This window comes from Rossellomorea sp. NRS-1567 (genome assembly GCF_050467885.1).
Taxonomy (GTDB): Bacteria; Bacillota; Bacilli; order Bacillales; family Bacillaceae_B; genus Rossellomorea; species Rossellomorea aquimaris_C.
Window position 1 is genome coordinate 1 of record NZ_JBITPL010000018.1, and the last position, 18,154, is coordinate 18,154.

The following is an 18,154-nucleotide window of genomic DNA, read 5'->3' on the forward strand; positions in this document are numbered from 1 at the left end:
CACAATATATAGGACTTGACTTTCTAAAGAGCGTATCGTCCCTCAATGATTCATTTTTTAGCTAAAAAGGTCAAAAGGAACGGTTTTTTAAGAATAAATGGACTTAAAATGACGGAACTGCCATATGATTCGATGTTCATTATGGGAATGTTCATGAATTCACAACCTCTGCAACCCAATCAACCCAATCAACCACCAAGAATATCAAATCTTAATTGAGGTCTCCTGGTATAAGAGCATAAACACACGTATTACGTGCATCTTTCCCGTTTTCATCAAGATGATCATGCCGGATGATGCCCTCAAGCATGAACCCCAGTTTTTCAGGTACTCTTTTGGAGGCTGTATTTCTCTCATCGCAGCGAATTTCCACCCGCTGGCAGGAAAGGTCGTTTAAGGCGAAGCGGGTTAACGCATTAACCGCTTCAACGATGTAACCCTTTTTTGTGTGTTTCGTGTGAAGCCAATATCCGATTTCCACTTTTGGCACATTCCAATCGATGCGGTGCAGCCCTGTAGATCCAATAAATTCATCTGTTCCTTTCAGGTAAATATGTAGTCGAATGTCGGTCTTTTTAATAAACTCTGCATAGGACTCCCGGACTCCCGCCTCCACTTCATCCAGGGATTGTTCTTTACGGGCGAAGGGAAGCCAAGGTATTAATTCATTTCTTGATTCAGAGATGGCAATAAAGACGTCAGATCCGTCACCGGGCAGGCAAGGTCTAATATAAAGGCGGGGAGTTTCAATCCTATCGGGAAACTCGATTAAACTTGGATTGTTCATATTATTTTCCTCCACTTCCACCATAAGGTTCCTATGATTATACGGTTATCCCCACGGAAGTTCAATAGAATAGAAGAGACAAGAATAAACCTGTCCCGGCCTACATATAGATTAGTAATCGATATCTAGGAGGAGCACTGTGATGCGCAAAAAAATATCAAATTCAAATCCACTCGTTCAACATGTACAAGCACATTCCTCGATCTATTTATTTATCATTACGCTGTTTCTAATGGGGATCATTTTTGGGGCAATCGTGGTCAATTCCTTGTCATTTGCCCAAAAAGAAGACCTGTATTTCTATTTAAGTAAGTTCTTCAGCGAAATGGAAGATGGCAGTATGACGTCAGCAGAAGAGCTATTCCGTCAGAGCTTCCTTCATAATGTAAAGTATCTCGGACTGATGTGGTTACTGGGAATCTCGATTATTGGACTCCCCCTCATCTTCGTTCTATTATTTATGAAGGGTGTAGTGGTTGGATTTTCAGTAGGTTTCCTTGTGAATCAAATGGGATGGAGCGGGTTTTTATTATCCTTTGTCAGCGTCTTACCGCAAAATATCATCATTATTCCGGCGTTTATTTTCATCGGAGCGATCAGCGCCAGTTTCTCCCTTACGCTGATTCGGAAGATATTCATGAGGCAGACTTCATCCATGCAGTTTCAAATGATTCCGTTCTTATCCAGATACGTGATTTTCTTGGTGGTGGCGATAGGGATTGTCACGATTGCAGCCAGTATAGAAGCGTATCTTTCTCCTAACTTAATGGAAGCGGTTATTTCGAAAATAAAATAAAACGATTCTTATATAAGAATCGTTTTATTTGTTTAATTATAATAATTTTATTTTGCTTATTCCTCCCTTTTTGATATAATAGTAAGGACATTGACGAGGGAGGAGAGGACTATGGAAAGCCGTATTGAAAGAATCAAAAAACAACTTCATTCTGCCAGCTACAAGCTTACGCCTCAGCGCGAAGCAACGGTACGCGTGTTATTGGAACATGAAGAAGATCACCTCAGCGCCGAAGATGTATACCTCCTCGTTAAGGAAAAATCTCCGGAAATTGGACTGGCAACCGTATATCGTACGTTGGAATTGCTATCTGAACTGAAAATTGTGGATAAAATCAATTTTGGCGATGGTGTATCGCGTTATGATCTCAGGCAAGAAGGGGCAGCTCACTTTCATCATCATTTAGTATGCATTGAATGTGGAGCGGTCGATGAAATACAAGAAGATCTCTTAGAAGACGTGGAAGCGATTGTTGAACGTGATTGGAAATTTAAAATAAAAGATCACCGCCTTACCTTTCATGGTATTTGTTCCAGATGCCAGGATAAAGAAGAGGATCCAGAAGAATAAGATGATGCCGAAAAGCCTTAAAGATTCCTGTCGTTGTTTCTCATTTGAAACATCCCATACATACTCTTTAAGGCTTTTTTATATACATGGCCAGAAATTTTCACCGTTTTAACTCCATAAGGTATAAAACAGATTAAAAACGTCATAGCTTGTATTAATAGACGTTAGTACCGATGAATATGGAGGACGACAAGATGATAAAAGGAATTCAAATGGTATGGCAGACCATTAAAGTGTTTATTTTATTTACTGGATCAACGATTTTGTTTTACTATGGTATTATGTGGATCAGTGAAGAATATGAAGGCTATCACAGATATGATGAACCCGAGGGCGCAGCAGTCAAGGTGTATTCTTCTGTGACGGATGAAGAAAGCCATTGGTATGATCGGCTATTATTTTTTTATATGAACGGGGAGTAATGCAGTGTGGAAGACCATATTCAAGATTTCATGCACTTTTTAATAGTAGAAAAAGGACTGGCCAAAAATACGATAGAGTCGTACCAGCGTGACTTAAAGAATTATGCACTATACTTAGCGAAGGTGGAAGAAATATCGGAACTGAACGCCGTTTCGAGAATGAACATAGTCCAATTTCTCGGCCACTTAAAGAGTCAGGGGAAATCTTCAAAGACAGTTGCACGTCATGTTGCATCAATCCGATCCTTCCATCAATTTTTGTTAAGAGAGAAAGCGACGGAACAAGATCCAACTGTGCATATCGAGACACCGAAAACAGAGCGGACGCTTCCGAAGATTTTAAGCATAGCCGAAGTGGAAGCTTTACTCGAAGCCCCTGAGGAATCTACACCACTGGGGATGAGAGATAAAGCGATGCTTGAAATCCTCTATGCGACAGGTATCAGGGTAAGTGAACTCATTCAACTAAAGCTGGATGATGTCCACTTGACGATGGGATTTGTCCGATGTATAGGAAAAGGGAATAAAGAACGGATTATCCCCATCGGACAAACGGCAATGAATGTTTTGGAGAAATACTTAGGGGATGCCCGGTTGAAATTAAGAAGCAAGAAGCATCGGGATGATCACCTGTTTTTAAATCATCATGGTAAAGGCCTGACAAGACAAGGTTTCTGGAAGAACTTAAAAGCTCTTGCAAAAAAAGCCAATATTGAAAAGGATCTGACTCCTCATACACTCAGGCACTCATTCGCAACCCATTTATTGGAGAATGGGGCAGACCTCCGGGCAGTACAGGAAATGCTCGGTCATGCAGATATTTCCACCACCCAAATCTATACACATGTAACGAAAACACGCTTAAAGGATGTATACTCACAATTTCATCCGCGGGCTTAAAAGATGAAGAGAGATGTCTTAAAGAAAATAGTATTCTTTAAGGGATCTCTCTTGTTTTTTTGGAAAGGAAAAAGTAGAATGTAGATGTCAGACTTCTGACGTTAAATCCTGTCGATTGCTATAATGCAGTTAAGGGTAAGATACGATTAAAGATTAAAAATGTAACCGCTTTTTTAAATAAGGAAGTACATATAGGAGGTTTATTTGAATGAGTAACTATACATACAAAAGAGTTCATCTGATCGTCATGGACTCAGTGGGCATAGGTGAGGCGCCGGATGCCGACCTATTCAATGATATTGGATCGGATACGATTGGCCACATTGCTGAACATATGAATGGACTGAACATGCCCAATATGGGGAAACTGGGACTTTCGAATATTAAAGAAGTGAAGGGAATTGAAAAAGCTGACAAGCCGTTAGCATACTTCACGAAAATGCAGGAAGCGTCTGTCGGGAAAGACACGATGACTGGCCACTGGGAAATAATGGGTCTTAATATTGATAAACCGTTCAAAACGTATCCAGACGGTTTCCCTGAAAAATTAATTCAAAAACTTGAAGCTGAGACAGGAAGAAAGATCATTGGAAATAAGCCTGCAAGCGGAACTGAGATCATTGAAGAGTTAGGAAAAGAGCATATGGAAACAGGAGCTCTTATTGTCTATACTTCTGCAGATCCTGTCCTTCAAATTGCCGCTCATGAAGACATCATTCCAATTGAAGAGCAGTATAAAATTTGTGAAATCGCCCGTGAAATCACGAAAGAAGAGGAATATCTTGTTGGTCGTGTGATTGCTCGTCCATTCGTTGGCGAACCAGGCGAGTTCAAACGCACATCCAATCGTCACGACTATGCGTTAAAACCTTTTAACCGTACCGTCATGAATGAACTGAAGGATTCCGGGTTTGACGTGATCGCCATTGGTAAAATTTCAGATATTTTTAATGGCGAAGGAGTGACTGAATCGATCCGTACAAAGCATAATATGCACGGAATGGACGGACTCATTGAATCATTCGATCAAGACTTCACCGGCTTAAGCTTCCTGAATCTTGTCGATTTCGATGCATTATTCGGACATCGTCGCGATCCAGAAGGATACGGAAAGGCGTTAGAAGAATTTGATGCACGGCTTCTTGAAGTGTTAGAGAAAATGACGGAAGATGATCTTCTTATCATTACAGCCGATCACGGGAACGATCCGACCGCTCCAGGAACAGACCATACAAGAGAATACGTTCCACTTCTCGTTTATTCAAAACGCTTTGACGGAGGGAAAGAATTGCCTATCTCTGAAACATTCGCCGATATCGGCGCTACCGTGGCAGACAACTTTAATGTGACCATGCCGAAGTTTGGTCGAAGCTTCTTATCACAATTGAAATAGGTTTTCCTGGAAAAAATATAGAAAGGGAGAGGGATGAAGGTGCGGGAACATCGGCCCATTTCCTCCTCTTTACGTTGAATGATAATAAAAGGAGTAATGAATATGAATTTCGAAAACATCCAAAATGCAGCAAACCATTTGAAAAATCAATACACAGGCCAACCGAAGATCGGACTCATCCTTGGTTCAGGGTTGGGTGTGTTAGCTGATGAAATCCAAAATTCAGTGAAAATACCTTATAAAGAAATCCCTGACTTTCCTGTTTCGACAGTGGCAGGACACGCAGGCCAGCTTGTGTTCGGTCAATTGGCGGGTCAGGAAGTCGTGGCCATGCAAGGGCGCTTTCATTATTACGAGGGGTACGGATTCGATAAAGTCACATTCCCCGTCCGTGTTATGAAAGAACTGGGTGTCGAAGTCTTAATCGTGACAAATGCAGCCGGTGGAGTGAATGAAAGCTTTCAGGCTGGTGACTTGATGTTGATCACGGATCATATTAATAATATGGGTGGCAATCCACTAATTGGGGCAAACGATTCCCGCTTAGGACCTAGATTCCCGGATATGTCAGAAGCATATTGTAAAGAACTGCGTCAAAAAGCGAAAGAAATCGCAGGGAAGCTTTCAATTGAAGTGCAAGAAGGTGTATATGTGGGGAATACAGGTCCTACATACGAAACTCCATCTGAAGTTCGTCTTGCCCGTACCCTTGGAGGAGACGCAGTAGGAATGTCGACTGTGCCAGAAGTAATCGTAGCCCGTCACGGCGGAATGAAAGTGCTTGGAATCTCATGCATCTCAAATATGGCGGCAGGTATCCTTGACCAACCCCTATCCCATGATGAAGTGATTGATACAACCGAAATGGTTCGTGCAAACTTCCTGGCATATGTAAAAGAGATCGTCAAATCAATCTAAGAGTCGTACGATTCAATTTGAAAACTAAAGGGACTTCCCTTTGACAATACTAGAAGAGCGGGTGAATACAATGAGAATGGTTGACTTAATAGAGAAGAAGCGTGAAGGTAAAGAACTCTCTACAGAAGAAATAAAATTTATCGTTGAAGGATATACAGATGGAAGCATCCCTGATTATCAGGTAAGTGCCCTGACAATGGCCATCTTCTTCAAAGACATGAGCGACAGAGAAAGAGCGGACCTGACGATGGCAATGGTTGAATCAGGAGATCAAATTGATCTGTCTGCAATTGAAGGAATTAAAGTAGACAAGCACTCTACAGGCGGTGTGGGTGATACAACGACCCTTGTTCTGGGACCACTGGTTGCTTCCGTTGGAGTACCTGTAGCGAAGATGAGTGGACGAGGACTTGGACACACTGGAGGAACCATCGATAAGCTTGAGTCCGTCGAAGGTTTCCATGTGGAAATTGAAAACGATGAATTCATCCGATTGGTGAACAAGAATAAGTTAGCCGTTATCGGACAAAGTGGTAATTTAACACCGGCTGATAAAAAGCTTTATTCATTACGAGATGTGACGGCAACCGTCAATAGCATTCCTCTGATCGCAAGTTCCATCATGAGTAAGAAAATAGCTGCTGGTGCGGATGCTATCGTACTTGACGTGAAAACGGGTGCCGGAGCTTTCATGAAAACACTGGACGATTCAAAAGACCTTGCCAAAGCAATGGTGAACATCGGAAACAACGTCGGCAGAAAAACAATGGCGGTCATTTCGGATATGAGCCAGCCACTGGGCTTCGCGATCGGAAACGCACTTGAAGTGAAAGAAGCGATCGATACATTAAAAGGTGAAGGCCCAGAAGACCTAACAGAATTATGCTTAACTCTTGGAAGTCATATGGTTTATCTTGCTGAAAAAGCATCAACATTGGAAGAAGCGAGAGAGCTATTACAGAAAGCGATTGAAGATGGATCGGCTCTTGAGAATTTCAAAGTATTCCTGGAATCACAAGGTGGAGACCCATCCGTTGTGGATGAACCATCAAAACTTCCACAGGCGCAATATAAGGTTGAGCTTGAAGCGAAAGAAGATGGTTATGTATCAGAAATTGTGGCCGATGCAGTAGGAACGGCGGCTATGTGGTTAGGAGCAGGCCGTGCAACAAAAGATTCTGTTATCGATTTAGCGGTGGGTCTTGAGTTGCGCAAGAAGATCGGTGATTCTGTCAAAACGGGAGATTCTCTTGTTACGATCTATAGTAATGATGAGAATATCGACAATGTAAAAGAGAAATTATACGAAAGCATTAAAGTAACATCTGAACAAGTGAAAGCACCTACGTTGATTCATACTGAAATCACAGGTTGATTTTAATTTTGATCGGGGCCTTTGCCAAGAGGATTTTTTCTCTTAGGCAGGGGCTTTTTTTTATGAGTATATAAGGTAATGTAAATACCAAATTATGGGAAAATCAGCAATTCCAGGTGTGGAAGACGCAATTAACATCCAAATTGACGCAATTACTCCTCGAACAGACGCAATTATTTGAATTTTGACGCAATCCCTCGTGAAAATGACGCAATGAACTTTCCATAGCAGTCTCTCAAACTCATAAGAGCTGATTTCACCCGACAAAAATGCTGCATCTCAATGATCATGATGAAAAACACCTCGTTTCATCCGCTTTTTAAAGGATCCCCCTTTATATTTAACCATCTTTCAACCATTTTTATCACCTACCATCTATCATTCATGGTCTAAACTCACTTTTTTACCAATGTTTGTATAAAAATGATGCAGTTGGAAAAAATGGGTCTATGAGTATTGATTTCAAACGAGATTTGATTGGAGGACAGTTGGATGAAACGTTTTGCGTATATAGTGGTTACATTTGTTTTAGCAGCTTTTTTGTTTCCTTCAATGGGGTTTGCCCAGGAGAAGAAGTCGGAATTAGCTGAGGTAGCGAAATCAGCTGTTTTGATTGAGCGGGATACTGGAACGGTATTATATGAGAAGAATAGCCATGAAAAGCTGGCACCAGCATCCATGACTAAGATTATGACAATGATGTTGATCATGGAAGCCCTTGATAAAGGTCAAATAAAGTGGGAAGACAGTGTTCGGGCAAGTGAATATGCCGCATCGATGGGTGGATCACAAATCTTCCTGGAGCCCGGTGAAAGCATGACGGTTGAAGAAATGCTTAAGGGGATTGCGATTGGTTCAGCCAATGATGCATCAGTAGCCATGGCGGAACATATATCAGGAAGTGAAGAAGCCTTTGTTGAAAAAATGAACAAAAAGGTAGAAGAGCTTGGGTTAAAAGACACTCGGTTCAAAAACCCGACAGGCTTACCGTCCAAAGATCATTATAGTTCGGCCCATGACATGTCCATGTTGGCCAAGGAACTTCTAAAATATGAAGGAATCACCAAGTTCACAGGCAGCTATGAATCCTACTTGCGTGAAGATACGGATAAAAAATTCTGGTTGGTGAATACAAACAAATTGGTTCGTTTTTATGACGGCGTGGATGGACTGAAAACCGGATTCACCAATGAAGCGAAATACTGCTTAACGGCAACGGCGAAGAAAGATAATATGAGAGTCATTGCTGTCGTGTTCGGAGCGCCGACTCCTAAAGAGCGAAACAACGAGGTGAGTAAAATGCTGGATTATGCCTTCAATCAGTATTCAACCAAACCTCTCTTCAAAAAAGGAGACTCCCTGGCACAGGTGAAAGTATCGAAAGGGAAACAAAACAGAGTGGATGCAGTGACGGAAGAGCCCATCTCCCTGTTAACGCAAAAAGGTGAAAAACTGGATAAAGTAGAACAGAAGATAACACTCTCTAAAGACCTGAAGGCTCCTATCAAAAAAGGAGATAAAGTCGGGACCCTTGTCATCATGAACAAAGGAGAAAAAGTATTGGAAAGCACTCTCGTCGCAAAGAAAAATGTAAATGACGCAAGCTGGTGGGAGCTGTACAAAAAATCCTTTGGACTATTCACGAAAGTTGGAAAGTAAAACCATCTTTACGATTTCGGATAAAAATAACCTCTAATTATGACGAATTCCTTCTAGTTTTGTCATGGAGAAGGAATTCACTAAAAGAATAGCGAAATGACTCACTATACGACAGAGAAGGAGGCTTTCTGATAGTGAGTCTTGCTATTAACTTAGAAGTCAAAAAAGATGTTTTGTGTATTCGTTTAAGTGGTGAGCTGGATCATCATACTGCCGATGAGCTTAGGGAAAAAGCTTCGAATCTGATTGAAAGTGAGAATGTGAAGCATATCATTTTGAATTTAGAGGAACTAAGCTTTATGGATAGTTCAGGATTAGGTGTGATTTTGGGTCGATACAAGCAGATTAAACAAAAGCATGGAGAAATGGTTGTGTGTGCGATCTCCCCTTCTGTAAACCGATTATTTGAAATGTCCGGATTGTTTAAGATTATACGTCTTGAGCCGTCTGAAGAAAACGCATTACAAAGATTGGGGGTCGCCTGACATGAGAAATGAAATGAACATTCAATTCAGTTCTTTAAGCCAAAATGAGTCCTTTGCCAGAGTTACCGTTGCTTCATTTATTGCACAGCTGGATCCGACGATGGATGAGTTGACTGAAATCAAGACAGTCGTATCTGAAGCTGTTACAAATGCCATCATTCACGGATATGACAACAGACCGAATGGTACCGTCTATATTTCTGTCATTATGGAAGAAAGTGGGTACATCGATATGACCATCCGCGATGAAGGAGTCGGAATTGGTGATGTAGAGGAAGCCCGTCAACCATTGTTCACGTCCAAGCCAGAGCTTGAGCGTTCTGGAATGGGCTTTACCATCATGGAAAATTTCATGGATGAAATAGAAGTGTCATCACACCCAGGTACAGGCACCACGGTAAGACTAAAGAAGCACTTGACCAATAGTAAAGCGCTATGCAATTAAGGAGTCGTGCCCATGGATGTCGAAGTTAAGAAAGAAAAGGAACAGACCTTTCTGAAGGATCATGAGGTGAAAGAGCTCATAAAGCAGAGCCAGGACGGTGACCAAAGTGCCCGGGACTTGATCGTCCAGAAGAACATGCGGTTAGTATGGTCCGTCGTCCAGCGCTTCCTCAATCGGGGATATGAGCCTGATGATCTCTTTCAGATAGGCAGTATCGGGTTGCTGAAATCAGTCGATAAGTTTGATTTAAGCTACGACGTCAAGTTTTCAACATATGCCGTTCCGATGATCATCGGTGAAATCCAGCGGTTCATCCGGGATGACGGAACTGTAAAGGTAAGTCGTTCACTGAAGGAAATGGGAAACAAGATTCGTAAAGCCAAGGATGAACTTTCCAAGAAATTCGGGAGGGTTCCGACGGTGAGTGAGCTTGCCGAACATCTGGAGTATTCGGTTGAAGAGGTCATTATGGCTCAGGAAGCAAGCAGAGCCCCTTCTTCCATTCATGAAACCGTTTATGAAAATGATGGAGATCCCATTACCCTTTTGGATCAGATTGCAGATAATAGCGATAATAAATGGTTTGACAAAATTGCCTTAAAAGAAGCCATTAGGGAACTGGATGATCGGGAACGGCTGATTGTGTATTTAAGGTATTACAAAGACCAAACCCAATCGGAAGTGGCAGATCGACTGGGTATATCCCAGGTCCAGGTATCGAGACTGGAGAAGAAGATATTACAAACAATGAAAGATCATATGCATACAGAATCTTAGGCAAAATAACCTTGTTGTTTCAAAGAATCATGTTGAAACGGCAAGGTTATTTTTATTTTCTTATTCAATACAAAAGTTGGCTATCTATTGACCCCACATTCTCCCTTTGAAATTGTTGCCATTTTCCCAAGCTCCGAACCTTCAAAAACTATACTATTTCTCCCTCCCTCCTCCATTCATCTCAACCGACCACACGCAGCCATTACATAAATTATTTCCGTTAATCCATACTATTGGTACGAAGGGAAAATCATGTTTTCAGGAAGTGAACTGCATGGAAGGTATTTTGTATATACGCTTACGTCATCGAGTGCAGGTAAGGGAAGAGAGTACAGTCAAGCTTGGACAGCTTGCTCAAATCATAGCACCTGAAAATATTTTGGAAGGATTAAGGCAAATCCCGATTCATCAAGTGACAGCATCTGATAAGAATATCATTGTGGTCGATGTCATGAGAGTGATAAGAGAAATATGCAAGAACTTCTCGGATCTTGATATTCAAACGATTGGACCCACACAAAGTATTATTGAAGTGATCTATGAGAAAAAGAAAATCTCTCTTCCGCTCTTCATTGGCGTTTGGTTACTATTATTCATCGGTGCAGCCCTGGCAATTATGAATTTTCATGAAGATGTAAGTATGAGGGAAGTTCATCAAAGGCTGTATCATTTTGTAACTGGGGATGAAGATCCTCATCCATTACTGTTTCAAGTTCCCTATTCATTCGGTTTAGGCCTTGGGATGATCTTATTCTTCAACCATGTGTTTCGAAAGAGACTTAATGAAGAGCCGAGTCCACTAGAAGTTGAAATGTTTAACTACCAGCAGGATTTAGATCAGTATGTCATCATGAATGAAAATAAAGAAAGTCAGAAAAAATTAGATGACCATTAACGTATTGATTACAGTATTTATTGGTTTTGCTGGTGGACTGGCCGTCGGTTCCGGGTTTGTAGCTTTTCTAACCGTATTAGGAATCATCCCAAGGTTAACTCAGTTAACAAAAACAATGAAAATGATTCACCACTATGAACTGGCTGTCATTACAGGTGCACTGGCAGGAGGGTTTGTCAGCTTAAATAATTATACGCTGCACTTTTCCCCATTCGTTCTTATGCCCATCGGTTTAGCGAGCGGAGTGTTCATCGGGCTGTTGGCGGCTGCATTAACAGAGGTATTGAATGTGTTCCCGATCCTCGCAAAGCGGATTGGGATTGAAGGTCAAATCGTCATTCTCATAATGGCGATTGTATTTGGGAAGATTGTCGGCTCACTTTTTCATTGGCTCTACTTGGTTCATCAATAAACAGCAAGAGGCAGGGGTTCGTATGGACGAAAAAAGAAAAGTGATCCTGATTACAGATGGAGATGAATATGCCAAGCGGGCAATCGAGTGCGTGGCAAAAGAGTATGGAGGACGATGTATCTCAAGCTCTAAAGGAAATCCTTCTGTATTATCAGGACCAGAGATTGTGAAATTAATCGGAAGTGCAAAGAATGACCCCGTCTTTGTCATGTTTGATGATAGTGGATTTATTGGAGAAGGAGCAGGCGAAAGGGCACTAAAGCATGTTGCGAATCACCCTGGCATAGACGTGCTCGGAATCATTGCGGTAGCAAGTAAAACCAGGCAGGCCGAATGGACAAGAGTGGATGTGTGCATTGATAAATTTGGTGAATTAACTCCATATGGGGTGGATAAATTCGGTGTACCTGAAATGGATTTGGGAAGGTTAACGGGTGATACGGTTTATTGCCTTGATGAACTGGATGTTCCCGTTATTGTCGGAATTGGTGACATTGGCAAAATGGCCAAAAGGGATGACTACTCACAAGGTTCGCCCATTACGAAAAAGGCTGTTGAAATCATCTTGGAAAGGAGCGGATATCATGCCTGAGAAAACGAAAGAAACACCAATATCAAAAGATTTAGCAGTTATAGAAGAGTACATGAAGAATCATGTAGGATTAAACAAAAGTTTTGATTTAGGTGTACGTAAACTCATGATTTTGAAAAAAGGAGTGCACATTTACTATATAAACGGGTTGACGGATGCTTCCTACATTATTCAAATCGTGGAGGAACTCGTTGAGATCAATGATCATGAGCGGGCAACGAGCCGATTATATGAAATAGTACATAATCGACTTGTTCATCAATCGGTTGAGCCGGTTAAAACCATTGAAGAAGCAGTTGACGAAGTGCTATCAGGATTAATAGCAGTCTTTGTCGAAGGCTATGATGAGGCAATCATTGTTGATGTTCGTAGTTATCCCGGGCGACAGCCTTCAGAGCCTGATACTGAAAAGGTAGTCCGTGGTTCCCGTGATGGGTATGTAGAGAATATTATTGTGAATACCGCTTTGACAAGACGAAGAATTCGGGATCCACGATTGAGGTTTGAAATATTTCGCATTGGAGAACGATCCAAAACAGACATTTCCATTGCCTATATAAATGATGTGGCAAACCCCAGCTTAGTCGAAGTGATCAAGAAAGAGTTAAAAAGTATCAAAATTGATGGTCTCACGATGGCGGATAAAACCGTAGAGGAGTTTCTGGTGAAGCAGGGGTATAATCCATATCCTTTAGTACGATACACGGAAAGGGCGGACGTAGCTGCCACTCACCTATTAGAAGGACATGTTCTTATTTTCGTGGATACTTCGCCAAGTGTGATCATCACACCGACTACGTTCTTCCATCATCTGCAGCATGCTGAAGAATACAGACAATCACCTGCTGTCGGAACATTTGTAAGATGGACAAGATTCATGGGTGTACTCGCATCCTTGTTCTTACTTCCATTGTGGTATTTATTCGTTCTGGATCCTTCATTATTACCTGAGGTCATAAAATATGTAGGACCGAATGAACAGACCAATATACCTGTCATCGTTCAATTGTTTATAGCGGATATGGGGGTCGAGATGTTCAGGATTGCCGCCATTCATACCCCGACCCCACTTTCCACAGCTATGGGTTTAATAGCAGCTGTATTAATTGGACAAATTGCCATTGATGTCGGTCTCTTTCAACCAGAGGTCATCCTTTATGTAGCGGTTGCTTCAATCGGTACATTTGCGACTCCTAGTTATGAACTAAGTGTAGCGAATAAGATGGCAAGACTTCTTCTTCTTGTATTAGTCGCATTCTTCCATATTCCTGGTCTTATGATCGGCAGCACGCTATTTATTCTATTTGTAGTGAATATTAAATCACTCAATACACCTTACCTATGGCCTTTACTTCCTTTCAGTCCAAAGGCGTTTATGCAGATTCTGATAAGAAAAGCCGTGCCGGGATCCAAAATCAGACCTAGCATTGTGCAGCCGAGAAATAAGTATAAGCAACCGGCGAAATCTTAGAAATATTGCAACAACTCTCATTCTGTGGTAAATTACGTTTAATTAGCAGAGCATTAAAGAGGGGAATGAGACGTTTCATGCATCTTTATGGATCAGCAGAAATAAAAAATGGTCATCTAACGATAGGAGGGGTGAGTACCTTAGAACTGGCCAAACAATACGGTACACCCCTTTATGTTTATGACACTGCACTCATTAGGGAACGGGCAAGAGGTTTTAAAGAAACATTTGATACCCTGGGAGTGAAAGCGGAAGTTGCCTATGCCAGTAAAGCATTTTCATGTATCGCGGTCTTTCAATTGATGAAAGAAGAGGGATTATCACTGGATGTGGTTTCAGGAGGGGAGTTATACACTGCCTTGAAGGCAGGATTCCCCCCTGAACGCATCCATTTTAATGGAAATAACAAATCTGAAGAAGAACTGATGATGGCCATTGAAAACAACATAGGTTGCATAGTCGTCGATAATTTCTACGAGCTGCAACTTGTGAATGACATCTCACGATCCACTGAAAAAGTGACGAAGGTTTTGTTAAGAGTGACGCCTGGGATAGAAGCCCATACTCATGATTATATTTTAACGGGACAAGAGGATTCCAAATTCGGATTCGATTTGGGGAATGGTCAAGCCCGGGATGCAATGAAAATGGCGATGAGCTATGACGGGATTGAATGGTTAGGTCTGCATTGCCATATTGGCTCCCAAATATTCGAGACGACAGGCTTCATTCTTGCTGCAAAAAAAATTATTGAGAAGGTGGCACAATGGAAATCTCAATATGATTACGATCCAAGAGTGATTAACTTAGGCGGTGGATTTGGCATTCGCTATACGAAGGATGATGACCCGATTCCACCTGCACAATATGTGAAGGAAATGATTGCGGCTGTAAAACAGGAAGTGGTGAAGTACAACCTTGAAATGCCGGAAATTTGGATCGAGCCGGGCCGTTCCCTTGTTGGAGATGCAGGGACCAGCCTATATACATTAGGGTCTAGAAAAGAAGTGCCCAACATCCGAAAGTACTTAGCCATTGATGGGGGAATGAGTGATAATATAAGACCGGCTCTCTACAAGGCAAAATATGAAGCGGTGATTGCGAATAAAGCAGATCACCCCCCTGAAGAAACCGTGTCAATCGCTGGTAAATGTTGTGAATCCGGAGATATGTTGATTTGGGATTTACCCCTTCCACAATCAGAAGCTGGTGACAATCTTGCTGTGTTCTGTACTGGTGCATATGGATATTCCATGGCGAATAACTACAATCGTATTCCCCGTCCCGCTGTCGTATTTGTCGAAAATGGAGAAGCAAGATTAGCTGTTCAAAGAGAGACATATAAGGATATGGTTTCACTTGATGTAACGTTTAAATAAGCTCTGAAACATAGTCTTTAAGTATATCGTACTTAAAGACTACTTTTTTTGCATTTTTTATTACATACTTTAACAAATATTGATTTTACTATACAATAACAATGACATATAAAGGTGAATATAGTGTAGACAAAGGAGTCATATATGAAGATCAGCAATAAGGGATTGTTCTTGTTTTTATTAGTATCAGGCATAGTATGGGGAGTCATTTACTGGCTGTTCCTGGCGGGAAACTGATTGGTTAAAGTTGATTAATAAAAGTAAATTTAGTAAGATAAATAAACGTTCATATCAATTAAATTTCTAGTTTTTGTCTATAATAGGAAATAAATAGATTAGGCATAAAACATAACGAGGGGTAAATATGTTAATTCGGTATAAAAAGGCGTTTGAAAAGATCGCAATGGGGTTATTATCTTTCATGCCACATGAAAAGGATTTGAAGAAGCTTCAACAGACGATGAAGCAATACGAAACTGAAGATAATTGGCAGCTCTTTTTATGGAAAGAAGAGGACATAGTAGGTTTAATTGGCGTATTCAAGACAGATAGCACTTTAGAAATTCAGCATATATCCGTTAATCCATCCCATCGGCACGAAGGAATTGGGAAATCAATGGTGAAACATCTTAGAGACATGCATTCTGAGCATGAAGTGAAGCCGAATTCAGAGACCGCTTCATTCTTTGAGAAATGTGACGAAATCGAGCAAGAGAAAGTGATAGACGAAGAACAATAAAGAGGACGGCCACCGGATCAGCAGGTGGTCAGCCTCTTTTTTTTCGTTGTAATGCATTTTTCCGCTCTAAAATCACTTCTGAACGGTCACGCATGGAATGTCGATGAATGAGCTCGTTATTCTTTAAATCACTTGGAGAACACCATGAGTACCCATTGTCCTCACACAGGGATTGGACCTGCTCTTGTAGAGAAGCATCGGTCAGGGGGATATTGATGCTGCTATAGGGCTGATTGGTACTTAGCCCATGGGTGATTTCAACAAGCTTTTCCTGAAGTTTACCAGGGTGGATCCCTAATCGGGAAAGTTCATCCTGATTCAGTTCGATATTTTGGACGGCCTTCTTAAATGTCCGGGCTGCTCCTGAAAGATTACCTCTTCTGTAATGATACAAACCCACAGCAACCTGGATCAAACCAACCCAATGGGAAGAACGGTTCTTAGGGTCAACACACTTCCAATATTCTTCCAACACTTCATGGCACTCGAAGTAATCACGATTTCCGTGGAAATACATTAAGAATTCTAAGTAAGGTTTAGGATAAATCATGTGAGTCCCTCCTTTATAATTAAATACCGTTTGAGTATTTAAAGTGTAGCATATTCAACATCTTTGCCAAAACGACAGGTACCTCCTCTTTATTCAAAAACTTTCTATTGGAGAATAGAGGTCAATCTACTATACTATTAAGTAGCGATCAGGAATGACTGTAATTAGAAATTTGGTGATAAAGTGGAATACAATGTGAAGATTGACGCTTTTGAAGGTCCGTTAGATCTTCTTTTGCATCTGATTAATTCGTTGGAAGTCGATATATATGATATTCCTATGGCTCAAATTACTGAGCAATATATGTTATATGTACATACGATGAAGAGTTTGCAACTTGATGTTGCCAGTGAGTACTTAGTGATGGCAGCTACATTATTAGCGATTAAAAGTAAAATGCTTCTCCCTAAACATGATGATGGCCTTTCAAACGATGAAATTGAATTCGAAGAGGAAGATCCCCGTGATGAACTAGTTGAGAGGTTGATTGAGTATCGTAAGTTTAAAGAAGCTGCCAATGAGCTGAAGCACCGTGAGGAAGAACGGGGACAAGTGTATACGAAACCTCCAAGTGATCTCTCGGAATTTACGGAGGAAGTGGATTTAAAGAATAGTGAGGTTCAAGTATCTTTATATGATATGCTAGGAGCTTTTCATAAACTATTGAGGCGTAAGAAGCTGCAAAGACCCGTGCAAACCAGAATTACCAGACAGGAAATATCCATTGAGAAAAGAATGAATGATATTCTTCATAGCCTGCGAAATATCAAAGAGCGTACATCCTTTACAAGTCTTTTCCCATCTGATAATAAAGAACATCTCGTTGTAACTTTCCTTGCCGTGCTGGAATTAATGAAGAGAAAGCAAATCATTGTCAATCAAGAAAAAAACTTCACGGATATCTTTGTTGAAGCAGGAGAGGAGGTAGGTCTAGTTGAACAGTCATAATTGGAAAGGGATCCTGGAAAGCTTATTGTTTGCAGCGGGTGATGAAGGTCTTTCACTCAAGCAGGTTTGTTCTGTTCTGGAAATCGGTGATCAGGAAGCGATGGCTGTGATCGAGGAGTTAAAGTCGGATTATGACAAGGATCCCAATCGGGGCATTTATATGATTGAGATAGCGGACACCTTTCAATTGGTGACAAAAAAAAGCAACGCCGATTACTTAAAGAAATTGGTTGAGTCACCAAATGTAAGCTTTTTATCGCAGGCAGCTCTAGAAACACTTGCGATTGTCGCTTATAAGCAGCCGATCACGAGGATGGAGATTGAACAAATCAGAGGTGTCAAAACCGAGCGTCCCATTCAGACCCTTACGTCAAAAGGACTGGTGAAGGAAGTTGGAAGAGCGGAAGGGACAGGTCGTGCCTACTTATTTGGAACTACAAAAGAATTTTTGGACTATTTCGGATTGAAGAGAATAGAAGAACTTCCTCCCTTACCTGAAAATATCGAGGACGAATTCATGCAGGATGAAGCGGACTTGTTTTTCGAGAAATTCCAGGAAACGATTGAATCGAAAGAGTAGAGCAGAATCACATATAAATGTACAGGCATGGACTCGGGCCAAAAAGAATAGAATCACGGAA

General features: G+C 41.2%; 21 protein-coding genes. 19 read left to right on the top strand and 2 right to left on the bottom strand.

The genetic code is table 11. From position 1 onward, the window contains the following. Positions 1-211 precede the first annotated feature (211 nt). Entirely contained in the window at positions 212-787 is a 576-nt protein-coding gene (locus ACIFOD_RS13390; RefSeq protein WP_430315086.1) for a GNAT family N-acetyltransferase, read from the bottom strand. 142 nt (positions 788-929) lie between these two features. Between ACIFOD_RS13390 and spoIIM the strand changes: the two genes are divergently transcribed. The 17 genes from spoIIM to ACIFOD_RS13475 all read left to right on the top strand — a co-directional run bounded on the left by spoIIM (position 930) and on the right by ACIFOD_RS13475 (position 16,015). Further along, positions 930-1,583, top strand: coding sequence for a stage II sporulation protein M (gene spoIIM / locus ACIFOD_RS13395; RefSeq protein ID WP_113967595.1), 654 nt, complete (start codon positions 930-932; stop codon positions 1,581-1,583). Between the two features lie 111 nt (positions 1,584-1,694). Further along, the gene (locus ACIFOD_RS13400) at positions 1,695-2,153 is read left to right on the top strand and encodes a Fur family transcriptional regulator (protein WP_113967597.1); all 459 of its coding nucleotides are present in this window, start codon (positions 1,695-1,697) and stop codon (positions 2,151-2,153) included. A gap of 194 nt (positions 2,154-2,347) precedes the next feature. After that, positions 2,348-2,575, top strand: coding sequence for a YqzK family protein (locus ACIFOD_RS13405; RefSeq protein WP_113967599.1), 228 nt, complete (start codon positions 2,348-2,350; stop codon positions 2,573-2,575). Between the two features lie 6 nt (positions 2,576-2,581). Next, positions 2,582-3,475, top strand: coding sequence for a site-specific tyrosine recombinase XerD (gene xerD, locus ACIFOD_RS13410; RefSeq protein ID WP_113967601.1), 894 nt, complete (start codon positions 2,582-2,584; stop codon positions 3,473-3,475). A 208-nt stretch (positions 3,476-3,683) separates the two neighbouring features. Then, complete coding sequence (deoB, locus tag ACIFOD_RS13415) at positions 3,684-4,868, top strand: phosphopentomutase (RefSeq protein WP_430315087.1); 1,185 nt, start codon at positions 3,684-3,686, stop codon at positions 4,866-4,868. A gap of 102 nt (positions 4,869-4,970) precedes the next feature. Next, entirely contained in the window at positions 4,971-5,786 is an 816-nt protein-coding gene (locus ACIFOD_RS13420) for a purine-nucleoside phosphorylase (RefSeq protein ID WP_430315088.1), read from the top strand. A 70-nt stretch (positions 5,787-5,856) separates the two neighbouring features. Further along, entirely contained in the window at positions 5,857-7,161 is a 1,305-nt protein-coding gene (locus tag ACIFOD_RS13425; protein ID WP_430315290.1) for a pyrimidine-nucleoside phosphorylase, read from the top strand. A 492-nt stretch (positions 7,162-7,653) separates the two neighbouring features. Beyond that, positions 7,654-8,820 (top strand): D-alanyl-D-alanine carboxypeptidase family protein, encoded by a 1,167-nt coding sequence (locus ACIFOD_RS13430; protein WP_430315089.1) that lies wholly within the window; start codon positions 7,654-7,656, stop codon positions 8,818-8,820. Between the two features lie 134 nt (positions 8,821-8,954). Next, positions 8,955-9,305, top strand: a complete 351-nt coding sequence (gene spoIIAA, locus ACIFOD_RS13435; protein ID WP_113967610.1) for an anti-sigma F factor antagonist — start codon at positions 8,955-8,957, stop codon at positions 9,303-9,305. Position 9,306: 1 nt separating this feature from the next. Next, positions 9,307-9,750 (top strand): anti-sigma F factor, encoded by a 444-nt coding sequence (gene spoIIAB, locus ACIFOD_RS13440; RefSeq protein WP_397553486.1) that lies wholly within the window; start codon positions 9,307-9,309, stop codon positions 9,748-9,750. Between the two features lie 12 nt (positions 9,751-9,762). Further along, positions 9,763-10,527 carry an RNA polymerase sporulation sigma factor SigF gene (gene sigF, locus ACIFOD_RS13445; protein WP_113967614.1) on the top strand — a complete coding sequence of 255 codons (765 nt, stop codon included), beginning with the start codon at positions 9,763-9,765 and terminating at the stop codon, positions 10,525-10,527. Positions 10,528-10,801: 274 nt separating this feature from the next. Continuing rightward, positions 10,802-11,422 (top strand): stage V sporulation protein AA, encoded by a 621-nt coding sequence (locus ACIFOD_RS13450; RefSeq protein ID WP_430315090.1) that lies wholly within the window; start codon positions 10,802-10,804, stop codon positions 11,420-11,422. Continuing rightward, entirely contained in the window at positions 11,412-11,834 is a 423-nt protein-coding gene (locus ACIFOD_RS13455) for a stage V sporulation protein AB (RefSeq protein ID WP_113967618.1), read from the top strand. Before ACIFOD_RS13450 ends, ACIFOD_RS13455 begins: the two co-directional genes overlap by 11 nt. 22 nt (positions 11,835-11,856) lie before the next feature. Then, positions 11,857-12,426, top strand: a complete 570-nt coding sequence (locus ACIFOD_RS13460; protein WP_430315091.1) for a stage V sporulation protein AE — start codon at positions 11,857-11,859, stop codon at positions 12,424-12,426. Beyond that, entirely contained in the window at positions 12,419-13,897 is a 1,479-nt protein-coding gene (locus ACIFOD_RS13465) for a spore germination protein (RefSeq protein ID WP_430315092.1), read from the top strand. Before ACIFOD_RS13460 ends, ACIFOD_RS13465 begins: the two co-directional genes overlap by 8 nt. 77 nt (positions 13,898-13,974) lie before the next feature. Continuing rightward, positions 13,975-15,276 (top strand): diaminopimelate decarboxylase, encoded by a 1,302-nt coding sequence (gene lysA / locus ACIFOD_RS13470; protein ID WP_430315291.1) that lies wholly within the window; start codon positions 13,975-13,977, stop codon positions 15,274-15,276. 364 nt (positions 15,277-15,640) lie between these two features. Beyond that, entirely contained in the window at positions 15,641-16,015 is a 375-nt protein-coding gene (locus tag ACIFOD_RS13475; RefSeq protein ID WP_397553489.1) for a GNAT family N-acetyltransferase, read from the top strand. Positions 16,016-16,043: 28 nt separating this feature from the next. Here ACIFOD_RS13475 and ACIFOD_RS13480 read toward each other — a convergent pair whose 3' ends face one another. Further along, positions 16,044-16,565 (bottom strand): DUF309 domain-containing protein, encoded by a 522-nt coding sequence (locus ACIFOD_RS13480; protein ID WP_430315093.1) that lies wholly within the window; start codon positions 16,563-16,565, stop codon positions 16,044-16,046. 183 nt (positions 16,566-16,748) lie between these two features. Here ACIFOD_RS13480 and ACIFOD_RS13485 point away from each other — a divergent pair, with 183 nt between their 5' ends. Together ACIFOD_RS13485 and scpB are read left to right on the top strand one after the other, a co-directional pair. Then, entirely contained in the window at positions 16,749-17,513 is a 765-nt protein-coding gene (locus tag ACIFOD_RS13485) for a segregation/condensation protein A (protein WP_397553491.1), read from the top strand. Next, entirely contained in the window at positions 17,500-18,093 is a 594-nt protein-coding gene (gene scpB / locus ACIFOD_RS13490; RefSeq protein WP_113967624.1) for an SMC-Scp complex subunit ScpB, read from the top strand. The genes ACIFOD_RS13485 and scpB overlap by 14 nt, the downstream gene beginning before the upstream one ends. The last annotated feature ends 61 nt before the right edge of the window (positions 18,094-18,154 follow it).

Bases quoted from the DNA above. Each gene is read 5' to 3' on its own strand.
- ACIFOD_RS13390 (WP_430315086.1), bottom strand. From the start codon at position 787: ATGAACAATCCAAGTTTAATCGAGTTTCCCGATAGGATTGAAACTCCC.
- spoIIM (WP_113967595.1), top strand. From the start codon at position 930: ATGCGCAAAAAAATATCAAATTCAAATCCACTCGTTCAACATGTACAA.
- ACIFOD_RS13400 (WP_113967597.1), top strand. From the start codon at position 1,695: ATGGAAAGCCGTATTGAAAGAATCAAAAAACAACTTCATTCTGCCAGC.
- ACIFOD_RS13405 (WP_113967599.1), top strand. From the start codon at position 2,348: ATGATAAAAGGAATTCAAATGGTATGGCAGACCATTAAAGTGTTTATT.
- deoB (WP_430315087.1), top strand. From the start codon at position 3,684: ATGAGTAACTATACATACAAAAGAGTTCATCTGATCGTCATGGACTCA.
- ACIFOD_RS13420 (WP_430315088.1), top strand. From the start codon at position 4,971: ATGAATTTCGAAAACATCCAAAATGCAGCAAACCATTTGAAAAATCAA.
- ACIFOD_RS13425 (WP_430315290.1), top strand. From the start codon at position 5,857: ATGAGAATGGTTGACTTAATAGAGAAGAAGCGTGAAGGTAAAGAACTC.
- ACIFOD_RS13430 (WP_430315089.1), top strand. From the start codon at position 7,654: ATGAAACGTTTTGCGTATATAGTGGTTACATTTGTTTTAGCAGCTTTT.
- spoIIAB (WP_397553486.1), top strand. From the start codon at position 9,307: ATGAGAAATGAAATGAACATTCAATTCAGTTCTTTAAGCCAAAATGAG.
- sigF (WP_113967614.1), top strand. From the start codon at position 9,763: ATGGATGTCGAAGTTAAGAAAGAAAAGGAACAGACCTTTCTGAAGGAT.
- ACIFOD_RS13450 (WP_430315090.1), top strand. From the start codon at position 10,802: ATGGAAGGTATTTTGTATATACGCTTACGTCATCGAGTGCAGGTAAGG.
- ACIFOD_RS13455 (WP_113967618.1), top strand. From the start codon at position 11,412: ATGACCATTAACGTATTGATTACAGTATTTATTGGTTTTGCTGGTGGA.
- ACIFOD_RS13460 (WP_430315091.1), top strand. From the start codon at position 11,857: ATGGACGAAAAAAGAAAAGTGATCCTGATTACAGATGGAGATGAATAT.
- ACIFOD_RS13465 (WP_430315092.1), top strand. From the start codon at position 12,419: ATGCCTGAGAAAACGAAAGAAACACCAATATCAAAAGATTTAGCAGTT.
- lysA (WP_430315291.1), top strand. From the start codon at position 13,975: ATGCATCTTTATGGATCAGCAGAAATAAAAAATGGTCATCTAACGATA.
- ACIFOD_RS13475 (WP_397553489.1), top strand. From the start codon at position 15,641: ATGTTAATTCGGTATAAAAAGGCGTTTGAAAAGATCGCAATGGGGTTA.
- ACIFOD_RS13480 (WP_430315093.1), bottom strand. From the start codon at position 16,565: ATGATTTATCCTAAACCTTACTTAGAATTCTTAATGTATTTCCACGGA.